Raw genomic sequence first — 25,673 nt, 5'->3', positions numbered from 1 at the left:
GTGTGGATACGAAATTGTTGAGCATCGAAGTATTATATATACACCCTCTTCATCTTGTCATCGACATGAATACTAGGGAGATTTAGGTTTGTTTTTGAGTTGTGTTAGATCACGGTATGGATCGGTAGCTCGTTGTATAGAAAACGCTTTATTTGATCTTTATAATGAGGGCATACTTGGGGGACACAGGTACAGAGCCTGCCGCCTTCAAGGTCCAAAACGCAGTAACAAGGAGGCAAATCATGCTAACTGATGGTGCTACAACGGTAAAAGTGAATACGGACACAGCAACTCTTATCCGTGTAACCAATGATGAGGTGAATCTGGAAATTGATCTCGGGACGGGTGAAGCATCCGTTGCCCGTGGAAACACTTCTCATGTAAAAGGGATTCGCAGCGCATTCCGCTGGCAGGGTCGAGAATACAACACTGAACATTATCAGAATCACACACTGAAGTCTCAGGAAGTAGTAGTTCGCGAGGGTTTTGGTAAAGGTGTTCATGTGGTCATTTTGCACGAAACGTCCCTGCTGCCACAGCTGGAGCAGCATTTCTATATTTATGAATCTTCTTCGTTTGTGTTGATGCAAATTGTAATTGCAAGTGACGAGGAGATTAAGGCGAACCGGATGGCGGTCATTCAGACCAAATCGGTGTCAATTGGCGGGGAGTCAGGTCAACCAGAAGAACCGAGCATTCTGCGTGTGCCGTATGACAACGACAAATGGGTCAGATATACAGTAGTGAAACCGCCGATGGATACGGAAAGCTATGAAGTTACTGCAATGTTCGCGCCGGAAAGCCGGCAGGGAATTATTATGGGTTCCATTACACATAAGGTGTGGAAAACAGGGATTCGTATCAAAAGCGAGCAGAGCGGAGGGATCGTGGAGCTGGATCTTTACGGCGGCGCTGTAAGTGAAATGACCCGCGATTCCCAGCCACATGGTTATGTGAAAGGAACAAGAGTAGAGTCGCCGCTCGTTTTCGTAGGGTTCTATGATGATTACAGAAAAGGTCTTGAAGCGTACGGTCAGGCTAATACCTGGATAGAGGCTCCTCTGTCATGGGATGGCGGCGTTCCTATCGGCTGGAATAGCTGGTCTGCGGCAATGGCTGAGCTTGATTACGATCTGTATACGTCCACTAGTAATTTTCTGAAGAATGAAGTGCAGCCGCTAGGGTTCCAGAATGAGGACACGCTGTACATCAACTTTGATGCGTTCTGGGACAATTTCACACCAGAAGAAATGAAGAATGCACTGGACCTGGTTAGGGAGAATGGTCATAGACCGGGAACTTACTGGACGCCTTTTGCCTTCTGGGGAAGTCCGGCTCAGTTCGGAGATACCGTGGAAGGTACAAACGGAAAATACACTTATGGTGATATCCTGCTGCGGGACAGTGAAGGAGAAATTCTGCCGGATGTTGATGGAGGACTGGCCATTGACCCGACACATCCAGGAAACCTGCAAAGAATAGATTGGTACACGAATAAATTCATCTCGGAAGGCTTCGAGTATGTCAAGCTAGACTTCTTGGCGCACGGTGCGCTGGAAGGGCAGCATTACAATCCGGAGATTACGACGGGAATAGCAGCGTATCACTATGGAATGACTTACTTGCAGAGCAAGCTCTCACCAGAGGTAATCGGTCGGCCGTTCTTTATCAATCTGTCCATCGCGCCATTGTTCCCTTATGCGTTTGCACATAGCCGCCGGGTATCCTGTGATGTATTCGGCACGCTACACGATACGGAATATTTGCTCAACTCGGTGACACATGGCTGGTGGATGAGTCATACCTTGTACCATTACAATGACCCGGATCATTCCGTGCTCTACAAGAGCCATAACCAAGATGCCACTGGCTGGCATGAAGGACGGAGTCGGCTGACTGCTTCGGTCATCGCTGGAACGGTACTGCTGTTAGGGGATGATTTCCGAAAAGAGGAAGCCGCCGCCCGGGCCAAAGCATGGTTGGGCAATAAAGAGATTATGGATGTCGCCCGCCTAGGGAAAACTTTCCACCCTGTTGAAGGGGATCTTGGCAAGCAAGCTTCCGATGCTTTCGTACTTGAAGATACAGAAGACAATACATTCTATCTTGCTGTCTTCAACTATGATGCTGTGAATTCAGCTCATAAATCGATCTCCTTGGAGCGTGCAGGGCTGAAGGGTCAAACGGCTTACCAACTGATTGATCTATGGGAAGGTACACCAGGAGAAGCAGTGGGAGAGCTTGTAGTTACGCTCGAGCCGGCAGAGTCCAAAATCTTCAAATTAACGGTAAAAGCCAACTGATTATACACATTGAAAAAAGAATACGCGCAACCGCTTCTCGCGGATAGCGCGTATTCTTTTTTGTTGAAGGCTTACATTCGTATTCGGCTTAGCGGATTAAGGCGGTACTGTGTTGGATTAATGCCGTAGCAGGCACTGAAATGTCTGGTGAAGGGATGGATGGAAGGATAGCCCAGCTTCTCGGCAATTGCAGTCACACTAAGCTCACTCTCCAGAAGCAGCCCTGCCGCCCGTCTCATGACCAGATGATGATGATAGACGCGTGGCGTCATTCCAGTCTCCCGTAGAAACAGCTGGTGGAAATATGTCCGCTTGAGCCCGCAGAACTGTGCCCAATCTTCGATAGATTTACCACGCTCGGGGTGGGTGTTCAAATATTCCAGCAGGCGGACAATACGATAATCACTTGGCTGATGCTGATGTAGGGCATTATACCAGCTCAAGATCCAGCCGTACAGATAGCTAATGGCCATCTCATTACGATAGAACAGCGCGTTATTGTAAGACTTGGCAATCATCACAAGACTATCGTATAGCAGGGGATATTTAGCTAGAGGAAATACGCAAGGCAACTCATTCAGCTCTGCACAGGGTGCTTCGGTGGCTTTTTTTTCAAATTGTAAGACTTCAGGGGCATGGATAAATGAAAGATTATTGGATACTGGAGAGCGGTTGTCCCATAAATCAAAATAGATGTTGTAGGACGACAGTGGATGAGAAGGCATGATATGAAAAGCATGGGGCTGACCGGGACGGAGAAAGACAAGCGTCCTCCGTTCAATCGGATAACGTATTCCGTCGATCTCCATGTCACCGGGGCCATCCGTAAACAAGTGGAACGCGTATGCATTACCGACTCTCAGATGCTCATTGCTGCTGCCGTCGTACACATAAGGCATGATTGCGCCGACATACGGTGTCATTTCAGATAGTTTTTTCATGCGGCCCCTCTTTTCTTATATTACCGTACTAATCGTCAAATAATCGAACAGGTCAACAAAGACAGTTAGCCATACCAAATGTTACGATAAACGCAATGAATTGGCAACCTATTAGGTAGGTAAAAGAAAGTGTGATTCGTCTTAAGAGAGAGTTAATCAGTAATGGCTTGAGATTATTTTACGGACTAATTAACAACAGATTTAGAGCGTTATCACAATTACACAGATTCTAGTAAAGACAGGAGAAGATAAAATGAGCGACTTTAGATTATGGTATTCTACCCCTGCAACGAATTGGTCACAAGGCTTGCCTTTGGGCAACGGAAGAATAGGTGCAGTAGTGATGGCTGCTCCGTATCGTGAGGTATGGAACATGACTGAGGTTACCTATTGGTCGGGTCAAGCCGAGCCGGAGCTCGCGCCTTTCGGTGGTAAAGCTGCGCTGGAAGAGATGCGAGAACACTTCTTTGCCGGTGATTATAACGAAGGTGACCGTCTAGCCAAACAACATCTGCAGCCGAAGAAACGGAATTTCGGTACGAATCTTGGATTATGCGAGGTCGTCATTGACTTTGTAGAACAGGATACGGATTCCGGGTCAGCAGCGGCAATCGAGCGAGAGCTGGATTTAACCTGTGCGGTGGCTCGGACAGTGGTTCAGAGTAAAGGAACAACGCTGCATCGTGAGATTTTCGCCTCTCATGCTGATGATCTGGTGGTTTCAAGAATTTGGAGCGATGAACGGGGGGGCGTATCCTTCACGATCGGTCTGGAGGGCGGTTCAGAGTCGCTTACGGCTCAAGTCGTGAATGACGACACTATTGAATTCAGAGGACAAGCCACAGAAAATGTGCATAGTGACGGCACTTGCGGGGTATGGGCAAAAGGACAAATTAAGGTAAGCATTTCCGGTGGTACGATGTACAGAGGGGAAGGTCAATTGAGAATTGCCGGCGCCAATGAGGCGCGAATTTATTTTGCCGTCAGCACCGATTACAACCGTAGTAACTCGGAGTGGGAAATGGAGAGCAGCAGCACTTTACAGCAGGCTTTGCTTAAAGGCTATGCGCAGTTAAAAGAAGATCATATCGAAGATTATGAGCAAGAATATGGTAAGGTGGATATCCAATTAGGTACCACGGGGAAGGTGAATCTGCCGACTGACAGGCGTATTCGATTACTGGCACAGGGCCAGGAGGAGGATTCGCAGTTGTTCGCGTTGTTCCTGCAGTACGGACGTTACCTGACTATCGCTGGAGCACGGGCAGACTCCCCGTTACCGCTGAATTTACAGGGAATATGGAATGATGGTGAGGCTTGCCGTATGGGCTGGAGCTGTGACTATCATTTGGACATCAATACACAAATGAATTACTTTCCGACGGAAGTCGTAAATCTTGGGGATAGTCATCTACCATTAATGCGCTATATTGAAGATTTGTCTCATGCTGGAAAGGCAAGCGCTCGCGATTTCTATGGCAGCAAAGGCTGGGTAGCACACGTATTCTCGAATGTCTGGGGATTCACGGCTCCGGGCTGGGAGACCTCTTGGGGACTAAACGTAACAGGTGGGCTATGGATTGCGACGCATCTGATGGAGCATTATGAATACAGTCAGGACCGTGTATTTCTGGAGCAACAGGCCTATCCAGTGCTAAAAGAAGCCGCAGCATTCTTCCTGGATTATATGACCATTCATCCCAAATACGGCTGGTTAGTGACCGGACCTTCGAACTCGCCGGAGAATCATTTCTATCCTGCGGATAGCAGCGAGGGGGCACAGCAGTTGTCTATGGGGACCACCATGGATCAGATGCTGGTGAAAGACCTTTTTGATTTCTGCTTAAAGTCTGCGAAACTACTGAATACGGACGAGGAACTACAGGAGCAGCTGAAGGAAGCAATACCCAAGCTGCCACCGTTTCAGATCGGCAAGAGAGGGCAACTGCAAGAGTGGCTCGAGGACTACGAGGAAGCGCAGCCGGAGCATCGGCATTTGGCTCATTTATACGCAGTATATCCAAGTAATCAGATCACACCGGAAAAGACACCTGAACTTAGCGCTGCGGTGAGAGTAACACTTGAGAACCGGATGGTTCAGGAAGAACTAGAGGATGTGGAATTTACCGCCGCATTGTTCGGACTCGGCTTTGCTAGATTGTACGATGGAGAAAAGGCCTTTAATCATATTTCTCATTTGATAGGCGGACTCAGTTTCGATAATTTATTTAGCTTTTCCAAATCAGGCATTGGAGGAGCGGAGTGCAATATTTTTGTGATCGATGGGAATTTCGGGGGTACGGCTGTTATTGCCGAGATGCTGCTGCAAAGCCATGAGGGTGAAATACATCTGCTGCCTGCGCTTCCAAAAGCATGGGGTACAGGATCGGTATCTGGACTGCGGGCCAAAGGAAATGCTGAGGTCGATGTAGCTTGGGACAATGGTCAATTGGTGGAAGCTACGATCCGTACTTACTCGCCAGGAACCGTGACACTTCGGTTGGGAGATAGAAGAACTACTGTTCAAGGAGAAATAGGAGGAAGCTACTATTTCAACAGCCAGTTGGAGTTGGTATAATGATTCGGCGTGGAATGCCACCCGCTTTAATTATGCGTTTGAATGCTGGTCTATTAGTTATTAGTGCATGATTAAAGGGCTATTCGGTCTGCTATGGGCCGGGTAGCCCTTTTGCGATAACTGCAAATTAACGATTTATGCTTGAAAATAACTTTCATTTATTTGGAACATATTCGCCTAAGAGGAAAAGAATATAATAGAAGAAGTAGACAACAAAGAGGAGGGGACATCTGTGTACAGTATTTTTCTAGTTGATGATGAAGAAATGGGCCTTGAGATGATGAGAGACTATATCCGCTGGGAAGAAATGGGTATCTATGTCGTCGGAACTGCGAGTAATGGTAGAGAGGCTTTAGAAAAGATAGAGGCCATTAGACCTGATATTATTCTAACAGATGTTCAGATGCCGATCATGAACGGTATAGAAATGGCTAAAAAAATTCATGAGAACTATGACTGGATGCAGTTAATGTTCCTGACTGGCCATGACGAATTCAACTATGTAAAATCGGCTCTAAATGTAGGTGCTGTCGGATATTTACTGAAACCGCTCGATTTAAGTGAAATTGGAAGCGTTATCGCGAAGGTGAAGCAGCGCTGTGAGGAAGTTCAAATGAAGAAACGTTCCATGGAGGCGGCCAAAACTAACCTTCTTAAGGAGCTTTCCTATGAAAAAAATGCGGAACACGTCGCTGATCTGGCGACCAGCTATTGTAAGCTTACCCGTCAGCCTGAGAAGAACCGCTTCGCAATGGCATTGTTCAGTATCGATCCCATTGAGGCAGAGGGTGAACAGCAGAGTTTGGAGGATTGTAAGAACCGGTTGGTAGCTTTTCTGGATCATTTCTTCAAGTCGAAGAATATAGAGACGGTATTTGTGCCCTATAATGATGGGGAAGTAGGTGTGTTTATGGATGCGCGCCAACAGCCAGGGTATTATGCATGGGAGGATTTGGCGGCAGCTATCCGAAGCGGACTGGATTTCACAGTGACGGCAGCAGTAGGTGCGCAGGAAACCGAATTAACGGAGATACATTGTCTATATAAGCAGACGCGTGAGATCTTAAATGAACGCTTCTATAAAGGGACGGGTTCAATTATTCATGCCTTGGCGATTTCAAACCAGTTCGATAGCGAACATGTGCCGCCATTTAATAGAAAAGAGTGGTTTGAGGCTGTCAATCAGCTAGATTTCGAGCAAGCTGCACAGAAGCTTCATCAGTATTTCGAGGGTTTAGCCCTACTAAGAATCAAGAAAAAAAATATCTGTGACTGGGCGATTGATCTTGTTGATGAACTGCTGGAGCAACTACATCAGCCTGTTCCTGAAGGGGTTAAGCGGGCGGAATTATATCATTCTATCTATAATGCACTGACTTTGAATGAGATTGAGGATTTGATCCTGGGCACTGCAGGTAATGCTATGAGTATGCTGGGTGAGCGTCTTATGGACAAAAATACGAAGCTGGTTCACAAGGTTCGCAGTATGATCGATCAGAATTTTGATCAGCCGATTACGATCAATAGCTTATCTGATCAGGTTTATTTGTCTCCCAACTATTTGCGTTCCATATTCAAGGATAAGACCGGTATCACGATTCACGATTATTTAACACGTATTCGGCTCGATAAGGCTACAGAGTTGCTGGCCGACGGCTCGCTCAAAATTCAGGATATCGCCCAAAGAGTCGGCTACGAAAGCACGTCTTATTTTATTTCCCTATTTCTAAAGAACCAAGGCGTTACCCCTAACGAGTATAGGAAGAGTCTGTGAGTGTGCCAGCACTTCAGTACGGTAATATGAAATAAAAGTTACTTTCCCTTACGAATAGTAAACTTGCGATATGGATATTCGCCCCTCTGCTTTTTACAATTAGGCATGTAATATAACTCAGCACATGTGAGTGGCTTCATCCATCAAGGCAATCAAAGGAGCTTTAGTTCATCGAAAATCGGTAGCGCTTTCAAGATGTTGCTTCACCCCTTTGATGACTTGATGGACAGCTATAGCCCGAATATCACCAATGTGCAAGGAGACCTACAAACGGAGGGATTAAATGTTTGGGAAAGCAATGAAAAGAGGGTTCTTGTTCTTTGTCATGATCTGCTTGGTAATGGGCAGCGGTGGTCAGTTCGCCAGAAGCGTCTATGCCGATGATACGGCAACTATCTATGAAGCTGAAGCTGATGGAAATACTATGACTGGCAATGCTTCTATTTCTGAACACCCAGCGGCTTCCGGGGGGCAGAAAGTCGGAGGCATGTATCAAGGAAGCACTTTGCAGTTCAATCATGTGACTGTAAGTGAGAGTGGGAATTATAAAATTACAGTGTATTATATTTCTGGCGACTCGCGGCCATTCAATATCAGTGCTAATGGCGGCGATAAGCAGTTTGAAGAACCACCCAAGACAGTGGACTGGGATACGGTGGGAACTTATGATGTGACTCTTCCGCTGAATGCTGGAGAGAACAGCGTCCTGATTGATGACAACAACTGGTATTCTCCAGACATCGACAAGATCGTAATTCGTGGACTGGACGACAGCGACCCAAGTGAAGGATCTGGAGGCGACTGGAAGGAGAAGCTGCATGGAACAGTCATCGAAGCTGAAGCGCTTGAAAATATAATTACAGGCAACGCCAAGATAGCGGACAGCAGTGTTGCTTCCGGCGGGAAAATTGTAAAGGATATGAATAAAAACAGTACTTTACAGTTCACAAATGTCACTGTGCCGGCAGCGGGAACGTATTTGATCCGTATTTCCTATATTTCCGGTGACCAGCGACCTGTCTATATGCAGGTGAATGATGGACTGGATGAATTGATTGATCTGCCAAAGACGGCAAGCTGGGATACGGTAGGAACTTATGATGTGGAAGTCTCCTTGCAAGAAGGGTTGAATAAGATCACTTTCTCGGATCATGACTGGTACTCTCCAGATTTCGACCGAATTGAAGTCATTCCGTATACGATCAGTTATGAAGCGGAGTCTCCGGTCAATGATTTAACTGGAGAAGCACGAGTTGGCGATAGCCCGAATGCTTCCGGTGGACAGAAGGTAGGGTATCTGAATGGTGGCAGTTCCTTAACTTTCAATAAGATTATGGCTCCTATGACAGGGGAATATCGAATTACGGTAGCTTATTTCTCAGGTGACCCGCGCAGCTTATACGTCAGCGCTAATGGTGGGGCAGAGCAGTATTATGAACTGCCCAAGACACCAGACTGGGATACGGCTCTCACATATGAGCTTACACTGCCCCTGAACGAAGGCGAGAATACAATTAAATTCTCAGACGGCAATTGGTATGCGCCAGATCTGGATCGCATCATTGTAGAACCGGCAATGGGTACAGATCCTAATCCTCCCGTTGAAGAGGATGGTGATCTGGGGACACCGGGGACTTCAAATAACTACGGGGCCATCACTGTTACCGAATATACTTATGGGACGCTCGTATCGAATGGACCCTATGAAGTGTCCTTTAATACCAAGTCTGGATACGCAAGCTACAAGTGGACGGATGGTCAGAAGCTGCATTGCATCTATAGCAGTATCAAACTCGGTGATACTCTTATCGAGACTAAAAGCTATGAGAATCATGCAAATGCTGGTGCTCCGGTAGAAATTCAGGATGGCTTCGGCAAAGGCGTGGAGCTTACATTTGTCCACACTTCTGTTGGACAGCCGACCCTCAAGCAGGTTTACAAGTTTTATGACGATCAGAAGTATTTCTTAACTCGTCTGGATGCCGTTAGCGATACGGCGCTGCAGACGAATTATATGTCACCTATTACTGTAAAACGTTCTGGTGGTGTGGATATCGGTGCCAGTGCAGATAACCGAGTACTGACCGTTCCTTTTGACAATGATGCTTGGATTCGTTATAAATCACAATCTATGAACCGTGCGGATACCAGCTATGAAATGACGACTATCTTTAATAACTCGACACGAAACGGTCTTGTGCTCGGGTCGGTCACTCATGATACGTGGAAGACCGGAATTGACTGGAAGGGCTCTTCTAATCGGCTGAATGAGCTAGCGGTTTATGGAGGAGCAGCCAGCGATGTTACACGGGATACCCAGCCTCATGGCATTCTTACAGGCGCGGAATTGTCTTCGCCGATGATTATGGTAGGGGCATTCAGTGATTACCGCACAGGGCTTGAGGAATACGGAAAAGCTAATGCGATCATCACACCTCCGCTGGAGCTGAATCCTGAGTTGCCGCAAGGCGTACCGGTTGGCTTTAACAGCTGGGGAGCTTACGAAGGCACACTTTCATATCAGGACGTTGTGGATGTCTCCAATTACTATAAAGAGCACCTAAATGATTTCAACAATAATGGTAATGTATTTATTAATATGGATTCCTATTGGGATAATTTGAATGATAAGCAGCTTGCTGACGCTGTATCAGTAATTAAGGGCAATGGACAGCATGCAGGTATCTATTGGGCTCCATTTGTCTATTGGGGCAACAATATGAGCCAGTTTGTAGAGGGAACCGACAATAAGTATACGTACGGCGACATTGTCCTCAAGGATGCCGAGGGTAAACCTCTGCCTACGCTGGATGGAGCTTTTCCTTTGGATGTGACACATCCAGGTGCTAAGCTGCGCATGAATTATTTTTTGGATAAATTTAAGGATCTGGGTTTTACCTTCATCAAATTAGATTTCTTGACGCATGGTTCGCTTGAGGGGCAACATTTTGATCCAACCGTAACGACAGGAATCCAAGCTTATAATGAAGGAATGCGTTATGTGAAAGAACGTCTGGACGGAACAATGTTCATTAGCGCATCTATTGCACCAATCTTTCCAAGCCAATATGCACACAGCAGACGTATTTCCTGCGACACCTACGGCAAGATCAATGAAACGGAGTACATGCTGAATTCGTTAACTTATGGCTTCTGGCAAAATGGCACGATCTACACCTATACGGATCCCGATCATTTGGCATTGGCCCGTGCTTCCAGCTTAACTGAAGCTCGTAGCCGCATGAACTCTGGCGTTATCGCCGGTACCGTACTTCTCGGTTCTGATGATGTTAACGATCCAAAGGCACAAGAATATATGACTGCCTTGTTTAACAACATGGAGGTTCTCGAATTAGCGTTAAAAGGAAAAGTATTCAAGCCGCTGGAAGGAAATACGAATGCGAATGCAGCGGATACTTTTGTTATGAAAGACGGCAACGATTATTATATGGCCGTATTCAACTACAGTGCCAATGCCGCGGCAGACAAAGCAGTGAATCTCGGTCGCGCTGGATTGGATGCAGCGGAATCGTACACAATGCAAGACCTTTGGACAGGAGAGGTTTCGATGATTACAGGAACACTCGCATTGTCCTTGCAGCCGACTGAATCAAAATTGGTAAAATTAACAGCTGCACCTAAGAAAGTAACAGGTGTAACGCTAGATAAGACAGAGCTAACATTGACCGCTGGTGAAACCGGAAAGTTGACGGCTACGCTATCTCCGGAAGAGGCGGCGAATAAAGCAGTACACTGGACTTCGAGCGATACGTCTGTTGCCACCGTAGTGTACGGAACGGTAACGGCTGTAAATGCTGGGAAAACCACAATTACTGTGGAAACGGTAGACGGCGGCTTCAAAGCTGCGGCAGAAGTTACAGTCAAAGCAGCCTCCCCTGGAGAACCGGGAAATCCTGAAGTACCAGGTAATCCGGGCAACAATAACGGTACCCCTGGTAGCAATGCAGGTCAAAATAATGCTACAGGAACCTTGCTTCTTACGTCAGAGATGCTGAAAGTGGATAGTGTGTCTGGTGAAGTAGTCGTAGTCGTGGAGATAAAGGGAGACATACAGCAAATACAATTATCTTCTGATGTAGTTCGTCAGTTGGCGAATCATACGCTGGTTTTGAAGTCCGGTAAGTTCTCCATAAAGGTGCCTGCGGATCTGCTACGTCAATTGCAGAATAAGCTACCGGAAGCTCAGCGGGATGATAGCACGATAACCCTGAAATTAGTACCACTGAGCAATAAGGCTAATGAGATCATTGCAGCAGCGGCGGGAACTACTCATGCACAGGTTAGACTCATGGGGGATGTCTATGAGTTCAGTCTGTCAGTGACCACGAAAACTGGCACAATAGAAACGCTCTCTACGTTTGATCAACCCATTACGCTAAGTCTGACAGTGGGAGAAGGTTTTGATTCCAAGCGTGGAGGCATTTACTATATTGCGGATAACGGTAAGCTGGAATATATCCCTGCAAATTATGCTGGCGGTGTATTGACAGCAGAAGTTAATCACTTCAGCAAATATGCTGTTCTGGAGCTCAAACGGACCTTTGTAGATGTGCCAGCCAATCACTGGGCTAGTTCTGCAATCCAAGAGCTGGCAGCGAAGCTGTATGTTCAAGGGACTAGCAAAGACAAGTTTGAACCTAACCCTGCGATTACACGTGCCGAGTTCACCTCTATGCTCGTACATTCTCTTGGATTGACCACTAAGGGAGATATTAGCTTTGCTGATGTGTCACCGTCTGCTTGGTATGCAGAGTCCATTTCTATCGCTTACAAGGCCGGTATCGTGAGCGGCAGAAGTACGTCCAAGTTTGAGCCGAGCGCACAGATCACCCGTGAAGAAATCACGGTCATGTTAATGAAAGCCTATGAACTGAAGAATGGCAAAGGAAGTGTGGCTTCAACTGACGTGGCATTCACCGATATGAAGCAGGTCTCCTCTTGGGCAGCCGCTTCTGTAAAGGGTGCAGCCGGCCTAGGACTGGTTCAAGGCCAAGGTCAGGGTCTGTTTGCACCAAAAGGGATCGCTTCCAGAGCAGAAGCGACTCAAGTGATCTATAACTTGATTATGAAGTAAAACATTGCAAATATACAGTTGAACGAAGGAGTTAAGCAATCTCTAGATGCTTAGCTCCTTCGTTTTTGGTGTTCACTGAAGCTTTAGTAAGTAGCTAGCGTCCCAATGATAATGGTTATATCGAGGGGCTCGTGGCAAGCTCGTGGTAACTAGGCTAGGTGAGAGCAATTAGGGAAAATCCCCCTGAAAATAGCCAGAAAACTCCTGGATGCAATGTAATTAGGGAAATCCTACCTAATAATCGGGCGAATTCTGAATTTACCTCCAAATCAGCAAATAATCAAGGAGGATTTCCTTGATTATCAGTATAATGAGCAAAAATCGCCAAATTTCAGGGAGGATTTCCCTAATTGTTAATCAATATTCCTGATTTCTCAATAAGCTTTGCGGTTATTCAGATGCGTCGTTCCTTACATTTCCTTTTGTGGTAAGCGAATTTGCACAGTAGTTCCTATTCCGAGCCTACTAAACACCGTAACGCCGTAATTCTCACCAAATCTCAGTTTTATTCTTCGATCTACGTTTGAAATCCCATACCCTCGTCCGGGTTTATCGTCAAGCAAAGTGTGAAGTGTCTCTCGGTTCATCCCCATGCCATCATCAATTACAGATAGAATAATATCACTATCCTCGACTACGCCTTTGATATGGATATTAAGCGGGCTTTCCTGATTCCAGACGGCGTGAAGCACCGCATTTTCTACAAAGGGCTGTAAGGCAAGCTTGACTGTAGAATAAGGTAAGATCGCTTCATCCACATTGTAGGTGATGTTCAGTTGTCCTTTGAATCGGATCAGCTGAATGGCATTGTAGCTCTGCGTCAGCTTTAATTCCTCATTGATGGTCAGTATGCTTTTCCCTTTATTCAACGATATTCGATAAAACTTGGCGAGATGAAGCACCAAATCCTGAATACGAGTATCTTGATGCTTTAAGGCAAGTGACGAGATGGAGCCCAGTGTATTGTACAGAAAATGGGGGTTAATCTGGGCCTGAAGCAGGTCAAGCTCTGCCTCCTTATTCTGTAGCTCCTTCTGATAGACTTCGGTAATTAAACTCTTTAAACGTGTAGTCATTTGCTTGAAGGCAAAATGAAGCTGGCCAATCTCATCATTGCCTAAATATTCATCATTCGTAGGGTTGAAGTCACCACGTTCTAACCGCCGGATCATTCGGATTAACATTCGAATACGCTTGCTAAACATCGATGCAGTAATATAAATCAACAATAATGCGACGACTATAAAGCCTAAAGAAATTTTGATGATGAGCTCTGACAGTGATTTCGCATCCTGAATGATACTGTCATAAGGGAAAATAGAGACGGTTTTCCATCCATTTGTGAGCGTGTTATAGACGGCGAAAGCCTTTTCTCCTTTATATGTAGTATCAAATCTGCCAGAAGGCAATTCATCAAAGTTCTGATCAAGCATTTCCGGCAGACTTGTATTTAATAATTGTTTGTCGGCGGCTGATAAAATAAGGCCCTTGTCATTAACGATAAAAATATCTTTGCCGCCTGCTTCTTTCTCCATTAAAGAATAGATCACCGATTCGGATATTTCGAAGACCAGAATACCGTAGGGATATTGGTTGCGATTATTGTTCAGTAACCTAGCCAGTGTAAACATTGCGGGATTATCTTGTGACTGCGGTGAGGACAGATGAATAATATTCCCGTGAGACTGCATCAGCTGATTGTACAGCTCTGTCTCCTTCACTTCCGGTGTAACCGGCTTGATATAGTAATTATCTTTGGGCAGTGATGGATTGTCGGAATAAATGAAAACGCTACCAAAATCGGGATAGGCAGCCATTACCGTGTCTATACGATTGCCAATATATTGATAGACGTCTAGATAAGATGGATCATCTTGATATTCGCTCGTGAGGTAAGTGGCTAGCCTATTATCCAAGTAAATAGAAGCGGAAATATGCTCATAGCTGTCCAGTTTGTTCTCCAGGTTCTTGTTGATCTGGGCCGTTGAATTCATCATATTGATGTAGATTTGATCGGTCAGCTTTGATTTTGTAAGTTCGAATGAAAAATAGACAAAAAGCATCATTGGAATAATGGTGACCAGAACGAACACGAGGAATAGCTTGGAGCGAAAGCTAAGGTCGATAAAAGGCATATAAATATACTTTTTGTAAAAATGACGCATCGTAGAAGTCCCTTCTTTACTGTGAATTCACGGAAAGCCAAGTTTATCATATCAGACTGAATATCGAAATCCAATGCTCGAATGTTCCGAAACTCCTTTAAAAAGCGCTATCATTCGGAGGATTGAAGTATAGAAAGGAGCCCTATGCGGACTTAAGATGAATAGGAGAGAAGTTGAATCGAGATGTAGCAAGGCATGCTGCACTAAATAAAAAGGGAGGGTATTTGATGCATAAAGCAAGCGCTATCAAAACAGTCAGGGGCAATAATCTTTGGTACAGATTAAAAGAGCAGAAATGGTTATTTTTGCTGATGCTGCCTGCCATAATTGCGACATTGCTATTTTCCTATGGACCTATGTTTGGTATGTATATGGCATTTACAAACTATCAGCCGGGCGGAGGGTCGTTTTTCCAACAATTCTTCCATGCTGAGTTTGTAGGCTTCAAGTGGTTTGAGTATTTCTTCACCACAGGAGATTTCTACCGTGTAATGCGCAATACGCTTGCGACAAGCCTTTTGACCTTGTTATTCGGGTTTCCGGCGCCGATCATACTCGCGCTTGTGCTGAATGAAGCAAGACAGGGATTTTTTAAACGCTTCGTACAGACGGTTTCCTATCTACCGCATTTTATCTCTTGGGTTATCGCCGCGAACATTGTAATCACGTTGCTGGCATCCGATGGGATGTTCAACAACCTGCTAGTTACGCTCGGGATTGTGAATGAGCCGGTAGCTTTTCTACAAAACGGACCTTTATTCTGGTGGATTATCGCCTTGTCCAATATGTGGAAGGAAATGGGCTTTAGCGCCATTATGTATCTAGCTGCAATATCCGCTATTAACCCGGAGCTTTACGAAGCTGCAAGGGTAGATGGAGCCAGCAGATTTAAGCAAATGTGGAATATTACGCTACCTGCTTTGCGGCCAACCATCGTGATCTTGGCCATTCTTGCAGTCGGTGGTATTTTGAACGCTGGCTTTGAACAACAATATCTGTTGCAAAATAACACCGTGCTTGAATATTCAGAAGTTATCGATATTTATGCATATAAATACGGGTTGCAAAACAGCATGTTCTCATACGGGGCTGCGGTGGGGGTATTCAAATCCGTTATTGCCTTCATTCTTGTTGTAATTGTGAATCGGATTTCTAGAAAAGTGAACGACCAAGCGTTGTTCTAAATAACAAAATGGAGAGGAGCGCTTGAGATGTTTTTAAATAGATACGGAGATCATATCTTTAAGTCTTTTGTATATTTGATTCTTATTCTTGTGTTGCTAGTTACCTTCTTACCTTTTTGGAATATTCTCGTACTTTCATTAAATGCTGCGGAGGATACGGTTCGGGGTGGCGTCTACTTTTGGCCCAGAGATATCACCTTTGATAGCTACAACCAAATTTTGAAAGATACCGAAATTATGAATGGAATATGGGTCACTGTAAAACGAACCGTAATTGGTGCGCCACTGTCGGTTTTTGTGATTACGATGCTAGCTTATCCACTAAGCCGCCAGAATCTGGTGGGGCGCAAGGGCTGGAACCTTTACTTCGTCTTTACGATGTATTTCGGAGGCGGGCTGATCCCTTATTACATGGTGCTTAAAGCGCTAAACATGATTGACACATTTTCCGTATTTATTTTGCCAGGCTTGATGAATGTCTTCTATATGATTATCGTCCGTACCTTTATGGAGGGTCTGCCCGGTGAGATCGAGGAATCGGCGAAGGTAGACGGGGCGAATGATATCACGATTTTCTTCAGAATTGTACTGCCGTTGACAACACCAGTACTCGCAACTGTGGGACTCTTTCAAGCCATATCGCATTGGAATGCGTGGTTTGACTCCTATGCGTTCACTTATAGCTCAGACTTGAAAACCTTACAAGCTGTACTCGTCAAAATACTGAGCCAATTCCAGACCGGAGGTATGGTATCGCAATCGCAAATGCTGGCAAACTCCGCCAAACGGAATGCCGTTTCAAGTGATACGATCCGGATGGCGGCGACGATGGTAGCAACATTGCCTATCGTTCTTGTATACCCGTTCCTGCAAAAGTATTTTGTTAAAGGTATGACTTTGGGCGCTGTTAAGAGTTAATATGATTAAATAACCGAACGCCTGCTGGGGATGACTTGTCCGGCAGGCGGCCCTGAAGGGGGGTGAGCGGATAGACTTGCTTGGTTTTTGGTTGCTTGGTGAATTTATAAAGTAACTTACTTAATGGGAGGAATTAGGGTGTCTATGATAAAGAAAAACAAAGTTTTGAGCGTAAGTATTACAGCTGCATTGGCCGTTGGTGTATTAGCGGGCTGCTCCTCTAATGACGGAAAAGACAATACAAATACTGCGGCTGGAGAAAATACAAAAAAAGAGCCGATTACACTTACATGGTTTGATTCAAATACAAAGGGAGAGCCTTTTACCGATGCTGTCGCTCAAGAAATCACTAAAAAGACTGGCATTGAGATCTCCATTCAGCAGCCAACAGGAAATCCGACAGAGAAGCTAAGCTTGATGCTTGCCAGTGGTGACTATCCGGATGTAGTCGTGATGAGCCGTGGGGATGCTTCCCTCGATAAGTACATTACAAGCGGCGCGTTCATTCCACTCGATGAGTTGATTGAGAAGAATGGTCCAGATATCAAGGAAATGTATGGCGATACACTGACCAAGACTCGTTATAAAGACGGAAAAAACTATTATTTAGCTAACTGGTACGGACTAGATAGTGATCCAGTCTTCGGAATGCTGATGAGAAAAAATCTGCTTGCAGATCTGGCTCCAGACAAAGCAGATGGCACAACTCCGCTCACAACGGATGAATTAGAAGCCATTCTGAAGGATTTTAAAGCAAAGAATAAGACGATTGATGGAAAAGAATCCATTCCAATGACCATGAACGGTGAAAATATGGGCGCTAACTTAGGAACGTTCAAAGGCATGTGGGGTCTGAAAACTTATTACGATAACAATGGTTCATTGCAATATGATGTTAAGGATCCAAAGTATCGTGAAATGCTGCTCTATGTGAATAAATTATACAGAGAAGGTTTGGTTGAGAAGGAATTTGCCATAAGCAAAACGCAAACTTGGGTTCAAAAGCTGGCTACCGGCGCAGTATTCTCCACACCAGGCGCTTATTGGGATCCAGGTAACGGGAACGGAACTTTGAAGAAGGATGGCGGAGAAGATAATCAGCTCTTCCCTTACAAGGTTGTTGCTCCAGGCGTAGATCCTGCCCAAACGACATTTGGACCAAGAAGCTCGCTAGGATGGGATGCCATCGCTATTACTAAGAATAACAAGCATCCTGAAGAAACAATGAAGCTGTTCAATTTCTTGGCAAGCGATGAAGGACAGCATTTATTGCTGTGGGGTCAAGAAGGCGTTCAATACACTATGGTAGATGGCAAGAGACAACCGGATCCTGCATTCTTGGATAGCTTCAAGGAAAACTGGGACGACACAGTGAAGAAGAGCGGTGTTCGTAAATGGTTGTGGTTTATTAAGAATGGTCTAGATGCAAATGAACAGCCTTACGATATGGCGGTTAAATATCAACGCAGTGAAGTAGATCAGATGGCGATTAAGAGTCTTGGAGATTCTGTATGGGATACAGCGGAATATGACAACTTGAGCCCTGACGGCGGAACACCTGAAGCACTGACTGCACAGAAGGTAAAAGATATTATGGATCAAAGCATTACTAGAGTAATCATTGCTCCTTCTGAAGCCGAAGCCAATGCTACATTCGATAAGATGCTTGCGGATATGAAGAAGGCTGGGGATGAAAAAGTAGAAGAAATCATTAACCAGAAGTACGCAGAACGTATGGAGCTGTGGAATTCAAAATAAGCACAGCTGGATAATAAGTTCAATATCTTGACATGTAAGGGCTTCCTCTCTGTATTAGGCAGAGAGGGAGCTCTTTTGCTATGTTTATGAACAGTTAAACTAGTCTATTGGCATGCGTATTTTTGCGGAAATCTAGCGGGGCTTGGTGATAGTATTTTTTGAATTGATGATAGAAATGGCTGACATTCTCAAAGCCGGATTCCAGGGCGATTTCGACCACACGCAGTTCAGTAGTAAGTAGCAGATTACGCGCCACGTTGAGTCTTAGCTGGTTGATAAATTCTGTCGGTGTCTGGTTTAAATATTGGCGGAAGGCCCGGTTGATATGACCGACACTTCTGCCCGACAACTCGTACAAGGCATGAAGGCCTTTGTTTAAGTTTTCTTTTAGATGCATCTTGGAAACGGCATGTTCGAGCCACAGCGGGAACTCTGGCTGCTCGATGGTTTCAGGAGAGAAAAAATGCTGGGTAAGCGTATCTACGAGTATTCCTTTCAGATATATCCTGGACTTTACTTTGTCTAAGGCAGAGAGCATTCGGATGCGTTCGAAAGAACGAATGAAATCATCCATCTCCAGTTGAGACAGCATAGCGATGCTAGGAATCGGAGTATTTAATAGTCCATGCAGGAACTCTTCTTCATTCAGGTAACTAAAGGCGTCATTAATGAGGCTTTTTCGGCAGGGAATGTTGAGAAAGCGGCAATCGCTATCCCCATCAGCTTCATATCGATGAGTATCATCGGGGCGGATGAAGATAAGACAGCCAGATTGGAGAAGCTGGGTAGCCCCGTTAACAATATGCCGGCATCGGCCTTTAGTGAGTATAAAAAATTCATAAAAGTCATGTGTATGTTCTGGGGATACCTGACTTAGGGACTCGACCCAGAAGGGATCAGCTAACAATTCGGGATTAATGTGGCTTGCCTCGGTGTATTTGATCATGCTCTTCCTCCAGCATTTGATGATGTTAAAATAGCACACTATTTTGGCGAACACAATAGAAGAAAAGTATACATATTATTGTTAAGATTTTAATACAAGAAGTCAAAATAGAACATGTGTGGAGGCGGAAAAATGCAACTTGTCAATCTTAACGGGAAATGGCAAATGAAACGGCTTGATCATCCGAAATGGCTGGAGGCCAGCGTGCCAGGCTCTGTCTACCATGATTTGATGAATACCGGAGAAATGCCAGATCCGTTCTACCGGGAGCAGGAGTATGAGGTTCTGGAACTGTCCAATTATGATTACGAATATCAGCGTACTTTTCAGCTCGAGGGTGGAGTGCTAGAGCATGACCGCGTATTTCTGTTATGTGAAGGGCTCGATACGCTTTGTGAGCTTTACTTGAATGGAACGAATATTCTGAACAGTGACAATATGCATCGGACATATGAAGTAGATATCAAGTCTGTATTGACACTTGGTGAAAATATCATTCACGCGATTTTCCGTTCCCCGGTAGAATTTACATTAAGGAAGCAAGCGGAATTGCCGCTCAGCGGATGTGCTGATGCGGTAGAGGGAATCTCGCATCTGCGCAAAGCGCACTCCATGTTCGGGTGGGATTGGGGTCCGAAGCTGCCCGATCTGGGAATCTGGCGTAGTCTCTCCATTCAGGGCTATCACTCTGCTCGTCTTGACGATGTTTATATTACACAATTCCATGAGAAGGATAAGGTCAAGCTGGATGTTCGAGTAAGAACAGAGAGCTGGCAGAAAGCTGATCGGGAAATCGTGGTCAAAATTCATACCCCAGCAGGCCAAAGTCTTGAGCATCGTGTGTCTGAGACAATTGGAACGGATCATCATATTATATTTGAAATTACCGAGCCAGAGCTGTGGTGGCCGAATAATCTCGGTGCTCAGCCACTGTACAATGTAGAGGTTGTACTTGAGGAAAAGGCGAAGGAACTAGATCGAAGAGAACTGCGGATTGGACTAAGAACCATTACTGTGAAGCAGGAAGAAGACCAATGGGGAGAATCTTTTGCTTTCGAAGTCAACGGTGTGCTTATTTTCTCTACAGGTGCCGACTATATTCTGGAAGATAATCTTCTGCCTCGCGTGACTAGAGAACGCACAGATCGCTTGCTCCAAAGCTGTGTGGCTGCCAATTTCAATACAATTCGCGTATGGGGTGGTGGTTATTACCCGGATGATTATTTCTACGACCTTTGCGATGAATATGGTCTTATCGTCTGGCAGGATCATCTGTATGCCTGCGGCATCTATGCTCTTACCGAAGCTTTCGAGGAGAACATCACGCACGAGACTATCGATAACATGAAGCGTCTTCGCCATCATGCTTCGCTAGGCTTGTGGTGCGGCAACAACGAGCAGGAGCTGGCTTGGGACGAATGGGACTGGGAGAAGCATTACTCCCTGCAGCTTAAGGCAGATTATATTAAGCAATATGAGGTGCTTCTACCGGCAATCGCTAAAGAAATTGATCCGAATACCTTCTATTGGCGTGCTTCACCCTCCTCCAAGGGTAGCTTTGACAAGCCAAATGACGAGAATTACGGAGATATGCATTACTGGGGGGTCTGGCATGGGAAAGAACCGTTTACCGATTACCGGAAGCTATATCCGCGCTATATGTCTGAATTCGGATTGCAGTCTTTTCCGGGCTTGAAGACTATCGAGTCGTTTACGCTGCCGGAGGATCGGAATATCTTCTCTTATGTCATGGAGTCCCATCAGAAGAACAACACCGGGAATGAGAAAATTCTCTACTATATCGGGGAGACTTACAAATATCCGAAAGATTTTGAGTCTGTGCTATATGCCTCGCAATTGATCCAAGCAGAAGGGATGCGCTGCGGCGTTGAGCACTGGCGTAGACATAGAGGTCGCTGTATGGGGGCATTGTATTGGCAGTTGAACGACTGCTGGCCTGTAGCTTCTTGGTCCAGTATTGACTATTATGGCCGGTGGAAGGCTATGCATTATGCGGCTAAACATTTCTTCGCACCGATTCTTGTTTCTGCCCATGATGAAGGAACGAAGGTCTCCCTTCATGTGTCCAATGAAAGCAGAGAACAGGTTATTGGTGAACTGAGTTGGAGACTGCTCACTCGGGCATCGGAGGTCTTGCTGGAAGGCACAAAGCCGGTGGAGATTGCCGCGTTAAGTACTGCTGAGTTCGAACAGCTTGATTTCACCCACATGCTGGATACGAAAAGGAAGAAACGAGAGACTTATCTGGAATACGCTTTTAAGGTAGACGGCAAGACGAAGAGCGGTGGAACGGTCCTATTTGTTAAGCCAAAGCATTTTAGTTTTATTGACCCTGAGCTTGAGGCCGTACTCATTGAGGAAGAAGAGCAATTTGTAATTACTGTGAAGGCGAAGGCCTATGCTCGTTTCGTCGGCTTAGACTTCAGGGAAAGAGATGCCATCTTCAGTGACAACTATTTTGATATGTCGGGAGATACAACAAGATCTATTACAATCGCTAAAAAAGACCTTGATAAGCCAGCCACGGCCGAGGAACTGCGTGCACAGCTTACTATACGCTCCGTTTTTGATATTTAAGCAGGAAGTATTGAGGAAGAGTCTCCCTAGTGGGGCTCTTTTTTGTATGTATTTTTTTTACTATAGCCGTTAATAATCATTTTATGTTTTGCTAGAACTTAATCTCACATGTGATAAATGTAATAGGTCAATATTTTACTATTCAAGGTATAGATATTCAGATTGTATCCCCTTTCAATTATCTTTAAAATAGACTTCAAACAACGAGATAAATTAAGCCGATTACATTACAACAAGATCTGATAAGAAGAGTAGGAGGATATTATGAGTATTTATTATGATGACAGCCGCAAGGTATTTCATTTACAGTCCCAGCAATCCAGCTATGTGATTGAAATTGTTAGAGGTGAGCTTCCAGCGCATGTCTATTGGGGACCTAAATTAGAAGGAATCAAGCAGCCGTTGCATTTGGTGGAACGTTGCTCCTTTAGCCCGACCTACACAATGGAGGACAAGAAGATCTCCCTCGACACGATTCCAAGTGAGTTTCCGTCTTATGGGAATGGTGATTTCCGGGAACCGGCGCTTGAGGTTCATTTGGTAGACGGTACGACCGTTACGGACTTCCTTTATCAGAGCTATAAGATCAATAAAGGAAAGCCTGCATTAAAGGGGCTGCCTTCCACCTATGTTGAAAGTGAAGAGGAAGCAGAGACACTGGAACTCGTTCTTCAGGATGACAAAACCGGACTGATCGCTGTATTGAGCTACACTGTATTTAATAATCAGGATGTGATCACTCGTTCCGTGAGAATTGAGAATCAGGGTAAGGATAATGTAGTGCTGAAACGTGTATTGAGCGCGAATGTTGACTTTCATGATTCTGATTATGACATGCTGCAATTATCTGGTACGTGGACGAGAGAGCGCCATATCCATAAAAGACCACTTGTACCTGGTATCCACCGAATTGACAGTAAACGCGGCGCCAGTAGTTCCACGCAGAATCCGTTTATGGCCTTGCTTGCAAAAGATGCAACAGAGGATCATGGTGAAGTATACGGGTTCAGCCTTGTGTACAGCGGAAGCTTTCTTGCGCAAGCGGAAGTGGATCCATACGGGATTTCCAGAGTGGGCATCGGCATTCAACCGTTTAATTTTCAATGGTTGCTTGAACCGGGAGAATCTTTCCAGGCTCCTGAAGCAGTGCTGGTAAGATCCAGTCAAGGACTTGGTGGATTATCAAGAACATATCACCGTCTGTATCGGACCCGGTTATGCAGAGGTGAATTCCGTGATCGGAAGCGACCTATTCTCATCAACAACTGGGAAGCGACCTATTTTAATTTCAACGCAGATAAAATCAAAGAAATTGCTCAAGCAGGCAAAGACCTTGGCCTTGAACTGTTTGTCTTAGATGACGGCTGGTTTGGGAAACGAGACAATGATGATAGCTCCCTCGGAGATTGGGTAGAGGATCGCCGCAAGCTTCCAGAAGGTCTCGGGAAACTCGGGGAAGACATTACGGCAATGGGCATGGAATTCGGATTATGGTTCGAACCGGAAATGGTATCGCCAGAAAGCGAGCTTTATCGTGAGCATCCGGACTGGTGTCTTCATGTACCAGGTCACAAAAGAACGTTAGCTCGCCAGCAGCTTGTTCTGGATTTATCACGTAAGGATGTATGTGATTATATCGTTGATTCGGTTAGCTCTGTGCTGTCATCGGCTCCGATTACTTATGTGAAATGGGATATGAACCGGAATATGACGGAGATTGGATCTGCTCTTCTTCCTGCAGAACGTCAACGCGAAACGGCTCACCGTTATATTCTTGGACTTTATGATGTGCTGGAACGTATCGTCACCCGTTTCCCTCATATTCTGTTCGAAAGCTGCTCCGGCGGTGGCGGACGATATGATCCAGGAATGCTGTACTATATGCCACAGACCTGGACCAGTGATGATTCGGATGCGATTGAAAGATTGAAGATCCAATATGGAACAAGCATGGTGTACCCTGCAAGCTCTATGTGTGCTCACGTATCGGCTGTTCCTAACCATCAGGTGCACCGTATCACACCATTGGAAACACGAGGTCATGTTGCGATGTCTGGTAACTTTGGCTACGAACTAGATATGACCAAGTTATCTGAGGCTGAGCGTGAGGATATCCGGAAACAGGTCTCAGAGTACAAGGAACTGAGAATGTTGATTCAATTTGGTGATTTCTATCGACTGCTTAGTCCATTTGAGGGGAATCAGACGGCGTGGATGTTTGTTTCTGATGATAAAAAAGAAGCCTTTGCCACGTACTTCAGAGTGCTGGCCGAGCCTAACGCACCACTCCGCAGATTGCGGTTGAAGGGACTCGACCCAGCTAAGAACTACAGACTTGAGCTTAACGGTGAAGTATACAGAGGGGATGAGCTGATGCACTTCGGACTCTCACTTCCTCAGCTTGAGGGCGATTTCAAAAGCTTACTATTTGTACTCAAAGAGGTTTAATAAGAAAAGGAGTAAGCCACTGGCTTGCTCCTTTTTATATGGATTAATTTTCAAAAAACACATGTTTGGTTAGGAACTCTAGATCCTGTTCTCGATAGGTCGAGGGATTGACCCCGAAATAGGAACGGAAAACTTTTCCGAAATAGCTGGCATTGTCAAATCCGGTTTCCGTGGCGATCTGGTTGATGCTCAAATCTGTTGTTTTAAGTTTAGATGCTGCCAACTCAATCCGCCTTCTTTTTAAATACTCAAAGGGTGAAAGATTGATGTTTTTTTGAAACAGTCTGCAAAGGTGATGTTTAGAAACGCCAACATGCGCGGCGACATCATCTAAGCTTAGATTATTATTATGCAGATCTTCTTTCATAAATTGAATAGCGGCGTGAAGCTTGTCATTTTTTATATAGGTGGTTAACATATTAGGTTTCTTGAGATATTTCTCCACGGACAAGATCCACTGAAAGACATTTCCCGTTAAAAGATGCAAATCCCTTTCTTCATGAACCTGTATGTCCTTGAAAATGCTCCACAATAAATCTATCGAAACTGATTCCTGGGGGAGTTCAATAATTGGACCGCAATGCGCGGCAAGTTGGCTCCACAGTGAAATCGCTAGAGGACCCCGCAGATTGAGCCATAAAAATTCCCAAGGCTCGGTGCCATCTTCCGGATAATAGTACCTGTGTATACTGGGGACAGTCACTAGAAAAGCTTTGCCCTTCGTTAATCGATGAACAACCCCATCTATTTCAATTCTACCCTCTCCCGATAAGGTGTACTGAAAAATTACACAGCTTCTCTCCGTCCGATTCTGGCCGTTGAATGAATAGGCAGATGAATCAACTTGTTCCCAGCCGATAGAATCAAACAGAAGCATAGATGCTTCTTCTTCCGAGCGAAAGGTATAGGAGGAACGTAACATTAGCAGCTTTCCTTTCCAGAAAGACTTTTGAGTATAGATCAAT

Annotated in this window: 13 protein-coding genes; 9 read left to right on the top strand and 4 right to left on the bottom strand. The window is 45.2% G+C overall.

The window, feature by feature from the left end; genetic code table 11:
* The first annotated feature begins 242 nt into the window (after positions 1-242).
* Positions 243-2,303, top strand: a complete 2,061-nt coding sequence (locus NST74_RS21815) for an alpha-galactosidase (protein WP_341114410.1) — start codon at positions 243-245, stop codon at positions 2,301-2,303.
* Positions 2,304-2,374: 71 nt separating this feature from the next.
* On the opposite strand, the gene NST74_RS21810 is transcribed toward NST74_RS21815, so the two are convergent.
* A complete protein-coding gene (locus tag NST74_RS21810) occupies positions 2,375-3,244 on the bottom strand; it encodes an AraC family transcriptional regulator (RefSeq protein ID WP_341114408.1) in 870 nt (289 codons plus the stop codon).
* Between the two features lie 253 nt (positions 3,245-3,497).
* On the opposite strand from NST74_RS21810, the gene NST74_RS21805 reads away from it, so the two are divergent.
* From NST74_RS21805 to NST74_RS21795, 3 genes are all read left to right on the top strand, one after another.
* Entirely contained in the window at positions 3,498-5,822 is a 2,325-nt protein-coding gene (locus NST74_RS21805; protein WP_341114407.1) for a glycoside hydrolase family 95 protein, read from the top strand.
* Positions 5,823-6,054: 232 nt separating this feature from the next.
* Entirely contained in the window at positions 6,055-7,596 is a 1,542-nt protein-coding gene (locus NST74_RS21800; protein WP_341114406.1) for a response regulator transcription factor, read from the top strand.
* Between the two features lie 283 nt (positions 7,597-7,879).
* The gene (locus NST74_RS21795) at positions 7,880-12,691 is read left to right on the top strand and encodes an S-layer homology domain-containing protein (RefSeq protein WP_341114405.1); all 4,812 of its coding nucleotides are present in this window, start codon (positions 7,880-7,882) and stop codon (positions 12,689-12,691) included.
* A 410-nt stretch (positions 12,692-13,101) separates the two neighbouring features.
* On the opposite strand, the gene NST74_RS21790 is transcribed toward NST74_RS21795, so the two are convergent.
* On the bottom strand, positions 13,102-14,856 hold the full coding sequence (locus NST74_RS21790) for a sensor histidine kinase (protein WP_341114404.1): 1,755 nt from the start codon (positions 14,854-14,856) through the stop codon (positions 13,102-13,104).
* A gap of 227 nt (positions 14,857-15,083) precedes the next feature.
* On the opposite strand from NST74_RS21790, the gene NST74_RS21785 reads away from it, so the two are divergent.
* The 3 genes from NST74_RS21785 (at position 15,084) to NST74_RS21775 (ending at position 18,716) form a co-directional block, all read left to right on the top strand.
* A complete protein-coding gene (locus NST74_RS21785) occupies positions 15,084-16,040 on the top strand; it encodes an ABC transporter permease (protein ID WP_076117156.1) in 957 nt (318 codons plus the stop codon).
* 27 nt (positions 16,041-16,067) lie between these two features.
* A complete protein-coding gene (locus NST74_RS21780) occupies positions 16,068-16,958 on the top strand; it encodes a carbohydrate ABC transporter permease (protein ID WP_042130063.1) in 891 nt (296 codons plus the stop codon).
* Between the two features lie 144 nt (positions 16,959-17,102).
* The gene (locus NST74_RS21775) at positions 17,103-18,716 is read left to right on the top strand and encodes an extracellular solute-binding protein (RefSeq protein WP_341115947.1); all 1,614 of its coding nucleotides are present in this window, start codon (positions 17,103-17,105) and stop codon (positions 18,714-18,716) included.
* Between the two features lie 94 nt (positions 18,717-18,810).
* Here the strand turns inward: NST74_RS21775 and NST74_RS21770 are convergent, their stop codons facing one another.
* On the bottom strand, positions 18,811-19,662 hold the full coding sequence (locus NST74_RS21770; protein WP_341114402.1) for a helix-turn-helix domain-containing protein: 852 nt from the start codon (positions 19,660-19,662) through the stop codon (positions 18,811-18,813).
* Positions 19,663-19,794: 132 nt separating this feature from the next.
* On the opposite strand from NST74_RS21770, the gene NST74_RS21765 reads away from it, so the two are divergent.
* Positions 19,795-22,260 (top strand): beta-mannosidase, encoded by a 2,466-nt coding sequence (locus NST74_RS21765; protein ID WP_341114400.1) that lies wholly within the window; start codon positions 19,795-19,797, stop codon positions 22,258-22,260.
* Between the two features lie 264 nt (positions 22,261-22,524).
* Positions 22,525-24,708 (top strand): alpha-galactosidase, encoded by a 2,184-nt coding sequence (locus NST74_RS21760; RefSeq protein ID WP_341114398.1) that lies wholly within the window; start codon positions 22,525-22,527, stop codon positions 24,706-24,708.
* Between the two features lie 43 nt (positions 24,709-24,751).
* Here NST74_RS21760 and NST74_RS21755 read toward each other — a convergent pair whose 3' ends face one another.
* Entirely contained in the window at positions 24,752-25,585 is an 834-nt protein-coding gene (locus NST74_RS21755; protein WP_341114397.1) for a helix-turn-helix transcriptional regulator, read from the bottom strand.
* Between the last annotated feature and the right edge of the window lie 88 nt (positions 25,586-25,673).

The organism is Paenibacillus sp. FSL F4-0125, from assembly GCF_038008565.1.
GTDB lineage: Bacteria > Bacillota > Bacilli > Paenibacillales > Paenibacillaceae > Paenibacillus_AQ.
Note: the sequence above shows the minus strand (reverse complement) of the source record. Positions and strands in the feature narration are given on the sequence as shown.